The organism is Jeongeupia chitinilytica, from assembly GCF_014652315.1.
In the GTDB taxonomy this organism is placed as follows: Bacteria; Pseudomonadota; Gammaproteobacteria; order Burkholderiales; family Chitinibacteraceae; genus Jeongeupia; species Jeongeupia chitinilytica.
In genome coordinates this window covers 479,795-492,749 of the sequence record NZ_BMYO01000002.1, presented here as the reverse complement: position 1 = coordinate 492,749, position 12,955 = coordinate 479,795, and the positions used below count along the sequence as shown (strand labels likewise).

7 protein-coding genes are annotated in these 12,955 nt (G+C 62.9%); 5 read left to right on the top strand and 2 right to left on the bottom strand.

Annotated elements, in window-relative coordinates:
* Positions 1 to 6: 6 nt before the first annotated feature.
* Positions 7 to 1,446, bottom strand: a complete 1,440-nt coding sequence (locus tag IE097_RS05410; RefSeq protein ID WP_189459117.1) for an MltF family protein — start codon at positions 1,444 to 1,446, stop codon at positions 7 to 9.
* Positions 1,447 to 1,587: 141 nt separating this feature from the next.
* On the opposite strand from IE097_RS05410, the gene IE097_RS05405 reads away from it, so the two are divergent.
* The 5 genes from IE097_RS05405 to pflA all read left to right on the top strand — a co-directional run bounded on the left by IE097_RS05405 (position 1,588) and on the right by pflA (position 11,641).
* A complete protein-coding gene (locus IE097_RS05405; RefSeq protein WP_189459116.1) occupies positions 1,588 to 3,498 on the top strand; it encodes an ATP-binding cassette domain-containing protein in 1,911 nt (636 codons plus the stop codon).
* 2 nt (positions 3,499 to 3,500) lie between these two features.
* Entirely contained in the window at positions 3,501 to 6,389 is a 2,889-nt protein-coding gene (locus IE097_RS05400) for a PAS domain S-box protein (protein WP_189459115.1), read from the top strand.
* Between the two features lie 84 nt (positions 6,390 to 6,473).
* The gene (locus tag IE097_RS05395; RefSeq protein WP_189459114.1) at positions 6,474 to 8,063 is read left to right on the top strand and encodes a peptide chain release factor 3; all 1,590 of its coding nucleotides are present in this window, start codon (positions 6,474 to 6,476) and stop codon (positions 8,061 to 8,063) included.
* A gap of 421 nt (positions 8,064 to 8,484) precedes the next feature.
* Positions 8,485 to 10,743 carry a formate C-acetyltransferase gene (gene pflB, locus IE097_RS05390; RefSeq protein WP_189459113.1) on the top strand — a complete coding sequence of 753 codons (2,259 nt, stop codon included), beginning with the start codon at positions 8,485 to 8,487 and terminating at the stop codon, positions 10,741 to 10,743.
* Between the two features lie 94 nt (positions 10,744 to 10,837).
* Complete coding sequence (gene pflA, locus IE097_RS05385; protein ID WP_189459112.1) at positions 10,838 to 11,641, top strand: pyruvate formate-lyase-activating protein; 804 nt, start codon at positions 10,838 to 10,840, stop codon at positions 11,639 to 11,641.
* A 25-nt stretch (positions 11,642 to 11,666) separates the two neighbouring features.
* Here the strand turns inward: pflA and IE097_RS05380 are convergent, their stop codons facing one another.
* Entirely contained in the window at positions 11,667 to 12,899 is a 1,233-nt protein-coding gene (locus IE097_RS05380; protein WP_189459111.1) for a class I SAM-dependent methyltransferase, read from the bottom strand.
* Between the last annotated feature and the right edge of the window lie 56 nt (positions 12,900 to 12,955).

Below are 12,955 nucleotides of genomic sequence, written 5' to 3'. Positions count from 1 at the left end.
CCGCCGCTACTTGCCCGGCTTGCTCGCTTCGCGCTTGTCGGCACTGTGGTCCGCCGCCTGGTAGGCCAGGTAGTAGCGATTGACCGACGACACGTAATCGAGCAGGTGCTGGCCAACGGTACGCCGGGCAACCTCCTCGACGTTGCCGCGCCAGACGTTTGGGTCCAGCCCCTGCGCCCTGGCCTTCTGGCGCAATTGCTGCACCCGTCCTTCGCCGGCGTTGTACGACGCAATCATGAAGTACAGCTGATCGGTCGGCGCGATGCCGCCACCGGAAAACAGCGTACGCAGATGCGACAGATAGCGTGCAGCTGCCGTGACGTTCTGCTCGGTGTCGTGCGGATTGCTCACCCCCATCTTGCGCGCGGTGGTCGGGTTGACCTGCATCAGCCCGGTCGGGCCGCCCCCCTTGCGCGTCATCGGTTGCAGCTTGGTCTCGCGCTGGCCGATCGCGGCCAGCAGCAACCAGTCGAGATTGTTGGCCGAAGCCACCATCTGCAGCATCGGTGCAAAAAACCCGAGCTTGTCGGTCGCACTCATTTCGTCCGGCGCGTCGGCCCGGCCGTCCTTGGGCAGGAAGCGCTGGGTATCGCCCAGGGCCTTGCCGGCGAGCTTGCCACCGGTCGAGGCGATGAAACGGTTCAGCAGCGTCAGCAACTGCGGATGCTCGGGTGCCACCGCCCACGCCACCGATACCGTCGTACCGGAGCACGCCTGCGCCTTGAGTGCCGGAAAGCGCTTGCTCCACAACTGCACCTGATAATCACTGGCCACCGTCGCGAGATCGCCCCCGCGCTGGATATCGGCGAACAGTTGCTCGGTCGTCGTGCCGACCGCGGGCTCGACCAGTTTGGCCGACGCCAGTTCGGATGCCATCACACGACGGCCGAAATTGGCAGCCGGCACCGTAAGCGACCGGTCGCCGAGATCGTCGAGCCTGTCGATGACCGGGTTGCTGCGGTTCTGCACCAGACACCAGCGATCATTGAGGTAGGGCGTGGTGAAATCCGCCAGATGCCCTGCGCCGGCGATCACCGGGATCAGCCCGCCGGCAATATCGCCCTCGCCTGCGCGCAGCTTGGGCAGCAGCGCGCCGGCATCCACCGGTACGTACTGGATGCGTAGCGGCGCCAGTCCTTTGGGGCGACTGCGGTTCAGGAATTTTTCCAGCGCATCGAACATTGCATATTCGACGCCTTGCGGTCTGCCGTTGACGAAGAAAAACGTCGACGGCCCCTGTGCGACAAGGACGCGCAGACGGTCCGGCGGATTGGCCGGATCGTAATCGGCCCCGGCAAGTTCGGTGGGCTGCGTCAATGCCGGGTGCACGCTGGCAGGCGCGGCGACGACCTTCTTTTTGGCCTGCTTGGCAGCCATGGTTGCCGGAGCGGAACACACCGACAGTGCAGCCAGCAGCAAGTAACTGAAAGCAAACGTTTTATGCATTTGGGTTGAGCGCATTTTTTGATTCTAGCGGGATTCGGTCAATTCGGCATGTCGCCAACGCCACTTGAGGCACACCGCCGAATCCGCTAAAGCCGTCCGCCCCGCGCTTATAATGGCCGCCTTGTTGAACGGAAGACCGCCATGCCATTGCTGCTCGTTGAAAACGCCTCGCTCGCCTTCGGCCACTGGCCGCTGCTCGACCATGCCTCACTGGCACTCGAACCGGGCGAACGTGTCGGCCTGATCGGTCGCAATGGCCAGGGCAAGTCATCGCTGCTGAAAGCGGTCGCCGGCGTCCTCAAACTCGACGACGGCGACATCCGCATCCCGGCCGACGTGCGCACCGCCTACGTGGCGCAAGAGCCCGAATTCGCCGAGGGCAGCACCGTATTCGAAGCCGTCGCCGAAGGACTCGGCGAGCTCAAGCAGCTCTTGCGCGACTATCACGTCGCCACCCACGCACAGGACGGCTCCCCGGAAGCGCTGGCACGACTGACCGAGCTGCAGCACGGCATCGAGGCCCGCGACGGCTGGCGCTTCGACGCGCTGATCTCGACCACGCTGTCCCACCTCGACCTGCCCGCGGACACCCCGGTTGCCTCGCTGTCCGGCGGCTGGAAGAAGCGCGTCGCCCTGGCGCGCGCACTGGTGGTCGAGCCGCAGTTGTTGCTGCTCGACGAACCGACCAACCACCTCGACGTCAGCGCGATCGAATGGCTCGAAGGCCTGCTCGGCAGCTTCAGTGGCAGCGTATTGTTCATCACCCACGACCGGCGTTTTCTCGACAACGTGGCCACCCGCATCGTCGAACTCGACCGCGGCCGCGTCAGCAGCTTCCCGGGCAACTTCAGCCAGTACGAAGCCCGCAAGGCCGACCAGCTCGCCGCCGAAGAGCAGATCAACCGGAAGTTCGACAAGGTGCTCGCGCAGGAAGAGGTATGGATCCGCAAAGGCATCGAAGCACGGCGCACTCGCAACGAAGGACGCGTACGCCGGCTCGAACAGCTGCGCCGCGACCGCGCGGCACGGCGCGAGCGCGTCGGCAACGTGTCTTTCCAGCTCGACGCGGGCGAGCGCAGCGGCAAGCTCGTTGCCGAGTTCGAGCACGTCAGCAAATCGTTCACCGGCCCTGACGGCGTTGAGAAGCGCATCATCCGCGACTTCACCACCCGGCTGATCCGCGGTGACCGCGTCGGCCTGATCGGCCCGAATGGTGCCGGCAAGACCACCCTGCTCAAGCTCATCCTCGGCGAACTCGAAGCCGACACCGGCAGCGTCAAGCGCGGCACCAACCTGCAGGTCGCCTACTTCGACCAGTTCCGCACCCAGCTCGACGAGGAATCGGCCATCGTCGACGTCATCGGCCAGGGCAAGGACTATGTCGAAATCGGCGGCCAGCGCAAGCACGTGATGGGGTATCTGGAAGAATTCCTGTTTGCGCCCGAACGCGCACGCAGCCCGGTCAAGTCGCTGTCCGGCGGCGAACGCAACCGGCTGCTGCTGGCGATGCTCTTCACCCGCCCGGCCAACGTGCTCGTGCTCGACGAACCGACCAACGACCTCGATATCGACACACTGGAACTGCTGGAGAACCTGCTCGCCGACTATCCCGGCACGCTGTTCCTCGTCAGCCATGACCGTGCCTTCCTCGACAACGTCGTGACGCAGACGATCGCCTTCGAAGGCGACGGCGTTCTGGTCGAAAATGTCGGCGGCTTCGCCGACTGGCAGGCGGCCCGTGCACGCAAGCTGGCGCAACAGGCCAGTGCCGCCAAGCCGGCCGACAACGAAGCCAGGCCAGCGACCGAGCGCAGCAAGCCGCGCAACCAGAAACTCAGCTACAACGAACAGCGCGAACTCGAACGGCTGCCGTCCGACATCGAAGCGCTCGAGACCGAACAGGCGGATTTGCAACAGGCGATGCTCGATCCGCAGCTTTACAAAGAAAGCCCGCTGAAAGCCAGGGAAATGCAGGATAGAATCGAGACCATCGAAAACCTGCTACTGGAAAAGCTCGAACGTTGGGAAACGCTCGAAGCCAAACGTCCCTGAACATGAATTGGCATTGGCCACGACGCACTTCCAACTCCGAACACCATTCGCTGCGCCCGCTGCGTCGTGGGCTGATCCTTTTCTATGTCGCACTGATGTTCGCCGGCGTGGCGATGCTGTTCTGGGTCACGTCGCGCGACTACCAGCAGGCCCTTGATGACGCCGAACGGCAGAACCTGTCGCTGGCACGCTCGCTCGACGAGCACGCAACGCGGACGTTCGTGTCGGTCGAACAGGCGATGCAGAACATCATCGAAAACCTCGAAGGCCTCGGCGGCGTCGACAAGGCCGATGAATACCTGACCTACCTGCTGTTGCGCGACAAGGTCAAGCTGGCCCCCCAGGTTCGCGGCATCATCGCGATCGACTCCAGCGGACACATCCAGAGCCACGGGCTCGAATATCCGACGCGTCGTGTCGACCTTTCCGACCGCTCCTACTACCGCTACCACCAGCAGTTTCCGGACCTGCGCCCGCAGATCCAGCTGCCGGTGGTCAGCCGCACCGACGGCAAGTGGCTGATTCCGGTCACCCGGCGCATCAACCGCCCCGACGACAGTTTCGGCGGCATCCTGCTGGCCGGTGTCGAACCGAACTACTTCCTCGACTTCTACCAGTCGCTCAAGCTTGCCCCGAGCATGCGCATCCAGTTGCTGCGCTCGGACGGCGTCATCATCCTCAACTACCCGTTCGACGAAGTACACATCGGCCAGAGCGTGCGCAATGCCGACCCCTTGATGTTCGAACAGCGCCGGCTCAAGCGCACCAGCGTCTATCGCCAGAACGACCCCGCCAGCGGGCACAACGAGCTGGTCGCCTTCCACGCCAGCCAGGGCGAGCTGCCGCTGATCGTGACCGTCTCGATCGACGAAGACGCCGTGCTCGGCAAGTTCCGGGAAAACCTGTTCACCCGCGCCGTCATCACCGTTGCGCTGATGCTGGTCGTCACCGTGCTGTTCTATCTGCTGCTGCGCCAGTTGCGCCGGATCGAACAGATCGAAGGCCGCCTGCACCTGACCCAGTTCACCGTCGACGAATCGCCGGATGCAGTGCTGTGGAGCGATCGTTTCGGCAGCATCCGTTACGCCAATCGCTCGGCATCGCGCATCACGCACTACACGCCGGACGACATGCTCGGACTGCGCTTTGCCGACCTTTTCCCGAACATCGGCGAGGCCCAGTGGCACGAGCTGTGGGGACGGCTGAAGCAGGAACGCCAGCTCGTGCAGATGACGCACCAGCGCGACCGCTACGGCCAGTTGCTGCCGGTCGAGATCACGCTCGCCCACATCGAGTTCAACAACGAGGCCTATACCTGCGCCACGATCCGCGACATCACCGAGCGACAGAACACCGAACGCGAGCTGCGCCGCCACCGCGACCACCTGCAGGATCTGGTACTCGAACGCACCGCCGAAATCCGGACGGTCCTCGACGCCAGCCCGCTGGCCATCATGCTGTCGGTCAAGGGAACGATCCGTCTCGTCAACCCCGCCTTCGAGAAGCTGTTCGGCTTCACGTCCGGCGCCATCATCGGCCAGCCGATGAGCCTGATCCACGCCGATCAGGCCGACTATCACGAAGCCGGCCAGCAGATGCTGCAGAAAGTCCAGCAGGGCGAGGTGTTCCGCGGTGAGATGGCCCTGTTCCGCCGTGACTTGTCGGAGTTCTGGGCGATGCTGTACGCCAAGGCGCTCGATCCGGACGACGCCGACAAGGGCGTGATCTGCGTCATCGAGGACGTCACCGCGCAGCGGATTGCCGCGCAGGCGTTGCGCCAGTCCGAACGGCTGAAGCGGACGATTATCGACACCACCGCCGACGGCTTCATCCTGCTCGACGCGTCGGGCCGCATCGTCGAGATCAACCAGTCGTTTTCACGCCTGCTCGGCTACCGGCGCGAGGACACACTCGGCCACTCGCCCGAGGTGCTGTGGGGCGACCAGGCCGCCCGGGTCTTTCCACCCGATCTGGCGAGCCGCATCGGTGCCGGCAACCACATCGAGGAAGTCATCCTTCGCGCATCGACCGGCGAGTCGCTCCCCTTCCTCGTCAACTCGGCGGCGATCAACGACGAACACCAGCAGCTCGAGTACGCCTTCGCGTTCCTGACCCACATCGGCCGCCTCAAGGAGTTCGAGCGCAATCTGGTCGAAGCGAAGGAAGCGGCCGAAAGCGCCAACGTGGCCAAGTCGGCCTTCCTCGCCAACATGTCGCACGAGCTGCGCACGCCGATGCACGCGATCCTGTCGTTCTCGGAGATGGGACTCTCCAAGGTCGGACGGACCGAGCCGACCAACCTTGCCCGCTATTTCGAACGAATCAACTCCAGCGGCAATCGCCTGCTGGTGTTGCTGAACGACCTGCTCGACATGTCGCGACTCGAAGCCAACCGGATGCAGTACGACAAGTCACGTTATTGCATCCAGCAAACAGTGCAATCCGCCGTCAACGAGATCAATCCGCTCCTCATCAGCAAGCGCCTCGACCTTGATGCCGACGACGAGACGCCCGCGCTGTTCGCAATGTACGACAAGACGCGCGTCATGCAGGTCATCGTCAATCTGCTGTCGAACGCCATCAAGTTCAGCCCGGTCGGCAGCAGCATCCGTGTCGACTACCTGGCCGACGCCACACTGGATGGTGACCAGCCTGCCGTCGGCCTGGCGGTACGCGACCACGGCCCGGGCATTCCGGTCGACGAACTCGAACTGATTTTCGACAAGTTCATCCAGAGCAGCCGGATGCGCACCACGGGCGGCACCGGCCTCGGATTGGCCATCAGCCGGCAAATCATGGAAGACCATGGCGGCCGGGTCTTTGCCGCCAACCACGCCGAGGGTGGCGCGGTCTTCACGCTCCTGCTTCCGGCCGAGCGCGCGCCCGGGTGAGCATCGCCCCCGCGGTTTTGATTGCACCGCGATTGGCGTACAATGCCGCGCTTTCCTGCCGCAAATCCAAGATAAATCAAGACCATGCCCACGCTCGCCCAGCAAGTTGCCCGTCGGCGCACCTTTGCCATCATTTCGCACCCCGACGCCGGTAAAACCACGCTCACCGAAAAGCTGTTGTACTTCTCGGGCACGATCCAGGCCGCGGGCACGGTCAAGGGCAAGAAAGGCGGCAAATTCGCCACGTCGGACTGGATGGACATCGAAAAGCAGCGCGGCATTTCGGTCGCCTCTTCTGTGATGCAGTTCGACTACCGCGACCACGTCGTCAACCTGCTCGACACCCCGGGCCACCAGGACTTCTCCGAAGACACCTATCGCGTGCTGACGGCGGTCGACTCGGCGCTGATGGTGATCGACGCCGCCAAGGGCGTCGAAGAACAGACGATCAAGCTCCTGAACGTGTGCCGGCTGCGCAATACGCCGATCGTCACGTTCATGAACAAGTACGACCGCGAAGTGCGCGACAGCCTCGAACTGCTGGACGAAGTCGAGTCGGTGCTGCAGATCCGCTGCGCGCCGGTGACCTGGCCGATCGGCATGGGCAAGACCTTCCGCGGCGTGTACCACATCCTGAAAGACGAAGTGATCATCTTCACGCCGGGCCAGGGGCCGCTCGATGAAGTCGAGATCATTCAGGGCCTCGACAACCCGCGACTGGACGAACTGTTCCCGCTCGAAATCGAGAACACCCGGATGGAAATGGAACTGGTGCGTGGCGCCAGCCATCCGTTCGTACTGGACGAATTCCTCGAGGGCACGCTGACCCCGGTATTCTTCGGCTCGGCGATCAACAATTTCGGCGTACGCGAAATCCTCAACGCGCTGGTCGACTGGGCGCCGCCACCGGGCGCGCGCGACGCGACCGCGCGCAGCGTCGATCCGACCGAAGAAAAATTCTCGGCTTTCGTGTTCAAGATACAGGCGAACATGGACCCGAAGCACCGCGACCGGATCGCCTTCCTGCGCGTCTGCTCGGGCGAATTCTCGCGCGGCATGAAGTTCAAGCACCTGCGCCTTGGCCGCGACATCGCCGCCAACTCGGTCGTGACCTTCATGGCCCAGGGCCGCGAGCAGGTCGAAGAAGCCTACGCCGGCGACATCATCGGCCTGCCCAACCACGGCAACATCCAGATCGGCGATTCGTTCTCCGAAGGCGAAGCGCTGTCGTTCACCGGCATCCCCTACTTCGCCCCCGAGTTGTTCCGCACCGTCCGGATCAAGAATCCGCTCAAGCTCAAGCAGCTGCAGAAAGGCCTGCAGCAGCTGGGTGAGGAAGGCGCGGTCCAGGTCTTCAAGCCGTTGAACGGCTCCGACCTGATTCTCGGTGCGGTCGGCGTCCTGCAGTTCGAAGTCGTCGCCTCGCGCCTGCTGAACGAATACGGCGTCGAAGCGATTTTCGAATCGACATCGATCTACACCGCCCGCTGGGTCAGCTGCGAGAACACCAGGAAACTGACCGATTTCGAAAACAGCCTCGGCAACAATCTTGCCCGCGATGCGGCCGACAGCCTGGCCTACCTGGCGACCAGTCGCGTCAACCTGTCCCTGACGCAGGAGCGCTGGCCCGACATCGTTTTCCACGCCACCCGCGAGCACGCGGTCACGCTGTAAACACACTGCGCTTCACGCCAACGGGCCGACACATGTCGGCCCGTTTGTTTTGGCGCCACCCGGAAGCACCATCACGCGATAACGCGATCCCGAATGGCAATATCTGCTAGTTATAAAGATGGTATCGCGCTCAAATAACAACGGATCGGTCCGGCGAAAAAACATACAGCGGTTGCACATGACATACTTTTCCCCGCCATCACCCATGCGCGTTTTCCCGTGAACCGGGTTGATCTTGATCAACGCCAATGCAGCTTTCCCACCCCACAATGAGCGTGCTTTTTTGCAGAGCGCGAAATAGGTCAACGGAGTAGTCTTAATTCATCGGAAGCGCCCCACCCTGCGACGATCCGCGGGCCCGGTCATTCCACCGCCACTGTTTTACTGATCGTTGAACAGATTCATCGAAAGGAGCATCACCATGAACGCACCGGAAACCAACCTGCAGATCAATGCCTGGCGTGGCTTCAAAGAGGGCGAGTGGCAGAAGAAGGTCGCCGTCCGCGACTTCATCCAGCTGAACTACACCCCGTACGAAGGCGACGACAGCTTCATCGCCGGCCCGACCGACCGCACCAAGAAGGTCTGGGACAAGCTCTCCGAAATGCTCAAGGCCGAGCGCGCCGCACCGGGGCAGGTCCTCGATGTCGCCGCCGACCGCGGCACCAGCATCACCGCTTTCGGCCCGGGCTATATCGACAAGGACCTGGAAAAGATCGTCGGCGTCCAGACCGACGCGCCGCTCAAGCGCGCCATCTTCCCGAACACCGGCCTGCGCATGGTGCAGAGCTCGCTGGAAGAAATCGGCCGCGAACTCGACCCGAAGGTCGAAGAGATCTTCCACAAGTACCGCAAGGACCACAATTCGGGCGTCTTCGACATCTACAACCCGCTGATCCGTGCCTGCCGCTCGTCCGGCGTGATCACCGGCCTGCCCGATGCCTACGGCCGCGGCCGCATCATCGGTGACTACCGCCGTGTCGCGCTGTACGGCATCGACCAGTTGATCGAATTCAAGAAGGCCGAAAAGGCCGAAACCGACGACTTCGACTTCACCGAAGACACCATCCGCCTGCGCGAAGAGCTGTCGGAACAGATCCGTGCGCTGGGCGAACTGAAGGAAATGGCCGCAAGCTACGGCTTCGACATCGGCAAGCCGGCTGCCACCGCGCAGGAAGCCATCCAGTGGACCTATTTCGGTTACCTCGCCGCGATCAAGGAACAGAACGGCGCCGCCATGTCGATCGGCCGGATCTCGACCTTCCTCGACATCTACATCGAGCGTGACCTGAAGGAAGGCAAGATCACCGAAGCCGAAGCCCAGGAATTCATCGACGACCTGGTCATCAAGCTGCGCATCGTCCGCTTCCTGCGTACCGAGGAATACAACAGCCTGTACTCGGGCGACCCGACCTGGGTGACCGAATCGATCGGCGGCATGGGCAAGGATGGCCGTACGCTGGTATCGAAGAACAGCTTCCGCTTCCTCAATACGCTGTTCAACCTCGGCCCGGCACCGGAGCCGAACCTGACCGTGCTGTGGTCGCCGGCGCTGCCGCAAGGCTTCAAGAACTTCTGCGCCAAGGTGTCGATCGAAACCAGCTCGATCCAGTACGAGTCGGACGAACAGATGCGCCCGCACTGGGGTGACGACTACGCGATCGCCTGCTGCGTCTCGGCGATGGAAGTCGGCAAGCAGATGCAGTTCTTCGGTGCCCGCTGCAACTTGGCCAAGGCGATGCTGTACGCGATCAACGGCGGCGTCGACGAAAAAACCGGCAAGAAAGTCGTTCCGGGCTTCGAGCCGATCACGTCGGAATACCTCGACTACGACGAGGTGATGGCCAAGTACGACAAGATGATGGACTGGCTGGCTGCGACCTACGTCAAGGCCCTGAACGCGATCCACTACATGCACGACAAGTACTCGTACGAGCGGATCGAGATGGCGCTGCACGATCGCGACATCCTGCGCACCATGGCCTGCGGCATCGCCGGTCTGTCGGTGGCCGCGGACTCGCTGTCGGCCATCAAGTACGCCAAGGTCAAGACCATCCGCAACGAAGCCGGCACGGCCGTCGACTTCGAGATCGAGGGTGAATACCCGGCCTTCGGCAACAACGACGACCGCGTCGACTCGATCGCCGTGTACCTGACCGAATCGTTCATGAACAAGGTCAAGAGCCACAAGACGTATCGCAACTCGCTGCCGACCCAGTCGATCCTGACCATCACGTCGAACGTCGTGTACGGCAAGAAGACCGGCAACACCCCGGACGGCCGCCGCGCCGGCGCCCCGTTCGCTCCGGGTGCCAACCCGATGAACGGCCGCGACACCTCGGGCTTTGTCGCAGCCGGTGCATCGGTCGCCAAGCTGCCGTACGAAGCCGCGCTGGACGGCATCTCGTGGACGGCTTCGGCCACGCCGGATGCGCTGGGTCACTCGCTGGCCGATCGCGTCAACAACCTGACCGCCTGCCTGGACGGCTTCTGCAACGCCACCGGCTTCCATATCAACGTCAACGTGCTCAACCGCGACACGCTGCTCGATGCCATGGATCACCCGGAGAAGTACCCGCAGCTGACCATCCGCGTCTCGGGTTACGCCGTCAACTTCATCAAGCTGACGCGCGAACAGCAGCTCGACGTGATCAACCGCACTTTCCACGTGAAGTGCTGATCTAACAAGAAGAATCAGGGGGTGGGCCCGCCCTGCCCCCGCTGCAAACAGGGCGGCCCCAGGGCCGCCCTTGTTTTGTCACTGGAGACACGCAATGACCATCGAGATCGTAGAAGTACAAAAGCCGCTCGGCGAAATCGTGCCGGCCATGGTCGACGAGAACGGCAAGATGTGCGGCTTCGTCCATTCGTTCGAAACCGGTGCGGCGGTCGACGGCCCCGGCATGCGTTTCGTCGTGTTCGTGTCGGGCTGTCAGTTCAGGTGCCTGTACTGCCACAATCCGGACACCTGGAAGCTGCACAACGGCAAGCAGAAGACGGTCGACGAGGTTGTCGCCGAAATCGGCAAGTACGCAGCCTTCCTGAAAATGACCGGTGGACTGACCATCTCGGGTGGCGAACCGCTGATGCAGGCGCATTTCGTCGGCGAAATCTTCTACCGGGTCAAGCAGCAGTACGGTCTGCACACGGCGCTGGACACCCAGGGCTTCCTCGCGGCACATCTGGATGACAGCTGGTTCGACAACGTCGATCTCGTCCTGCTCGACATCAAGCAGTTCAATCCCGAGCGCTATGAAAAGCTGACCGGCAAACCGCTGCAGCCGACGCTGGATTTCGCCCGCCGGCTGCAGAAAATGGGCAAGAAGATCTGGCTGCGTTACGTGCTGGTTCCGGGCTGGTCGGACGACGTCGACGATGTCGAGGGACTGGCAGCGTTCGTCCAGTCACTCGGCAGCATCGTCGAGCGTGTCGAAGTCCTGCCTTTCCACAAGATGGGCGAACACAAGTGGGAAGAACTCGGCATGAAGTACGAACTCGGCGACGTCGAGCCGCCGAGCATCGAACTCGCCGAACGGGTCCGCGACCAGTTCCGCGCACGCGGACTGAACACCTACTGAACAACGGGGCCGACGGCCCCGTTTTCTACTTCGGGTACATATAGCTCCGCGACATCGGCGTCGGGTTCAGCCCGATCGCCCCGGCCCGGCAGCCGAGCAGCTGGTAGATCGACACCCAGTCGTTGGCGAACGCCCACGCACAGCCGGCGAGGTAGACCCGCCAGATCCGGTAGTGCTTGTCGTCGACCATCGTGCGAATCCGGTCGGCGTTCGCCTCGAAGCGCTCGGTCCAGAACTCGAGCGTCCGGGCATAGTGCCGCCGCAACGACTCGATATCGATCACCTCCAGCCCTGCCGCCGACATTTCGCGTACCGCCAGCGCCAGATGCGGCAGCTCGCCGTTTGGAAACACATACCGGTCGATGAAATCGCCGCCACCGAAAAAGGCGCCGCTACCGTTGTCGACGTCGGTGGTGGTGATGCCGTGATTGAGCACCAGCCCGCCATCGCGCAGCAGGCTGTGCACCTTGGCAAAGTAGCCGCCAAGATTGGCAAGGCCGACGTGCTCGAACATCCCAACACTGGTGATCTTGTCGTAGGTTCCGGTCACGTCCCGGTAGTCGCACAGCAGCACCTTGCAGCGGTCCTGTACCCCGGCCTCGCGAATGCGTTGCTGCGCCAGCGCGTACTGATTCTCCGAAAGGGTGATTCCGGTGGCGTGGGCACCGAACTTCGTCGCCGCGCGCAGCACCAGCGCGCCCCAGCCGCAGCCGATGTCGAGCAGGCGCTCGCCGGGCCTGAGCATGACCTTGGTCAGGATGTGGTCGAGCTTCTTGACCTGCGCCGCATCCAGTCCCTCGTCGCCGCGCTCGAAATAGGCACACGAGTAGACCATCTGCTCGTCCAGCCACAGGCGATAGAAGTCGTTCGATACGTCGTAGTGATACTGGACCGATTCGGAGTCGAGCGAGCGCGAGTGCTGTCGGCCGCGTGCCGCCAGCCGTCCCCACAGCTTGTTGCCCGACACCAGCCGGCCGGCCAGCGCCACTGCCACTTCGAACACGCTCGGCAACGGGCCGTCGATGTCGACTTGCCCCTCGACATAGGCCTCGCCAAGACTGGCCAGGCTCGGCCGGCGGAAGTAGCTCACCGCATGCGGACTCGGCAAGGTGATCGTCACGGTCGGTGCAGCCGAAAACCGGTAATCGCGCCCGTTCCACAGGCGGATCTGCAATGGCAGCTCGCCGTGTGCGCGGACCTGACCGACCCAGCGGTCGAATTGATCGATGCCGAACTGCCCCAGTTTGTCGATCAGCATGCGCACACTCCTCGGCAACGTTTGGCTGCCCTGCAGCCATGCCTTTGATTTTAGGA

What these genes read in the sequence shown, in the direction of transcription:
- IE097_RS05395 (WP_189459114.1), top strand. Translation starts at nt 6,474, where the DNA reads ATGCCCACGCTCGCCCAGCAAGTTGCCCGTCGGCGCACCTTTGCCATC.
- IE097_RS05400 (WP_189459115.1), top strand. Translation starts at nt 3,501, where the DNA reads ATGAATTGGCATTGGCCACGACGCACTTCCAACTCCGAACACCATTCG.
- pflB (WP_189459113.1), top strand. Translation starts at nt 8,485, where the DNA reads ATGAACGCACCGGAAACCAACCTGCAGATCAATGCCTGGCGTGGCTTC.
- IE097_RS05405 (WP_189459116.1), top strand. Translation starts at nt 1,588, where the DNA reads ATGCCATTGCTGCTCGTTGAAAACGCCTCGCTCGCCTTCGGCCACTGG.
- IE097_RS05410 (WP_189459117.1), bottom strand. Translation starts at nt 1,446, where the DNA reads ATGCATAAAACGTTTGCTTTCAGTTACTTGCTGCTGGCTGCACTGTCG.
- IE097_RS05380 (WP_189459111.1), bottom strand. Translation starts at nt 12,899, where the DNA reads ATGCTGATCGACAAACTGGGGCAGTTCGGCATCGATCAATTCGACCGC.
- pflA (WP_189459112.1), top strand. Translation starts at nt 10,838, where the DNA reads ATGACCATCGAGATCGTAGAAGTACAAAAGCCGCTCGGCGAAATCGTG.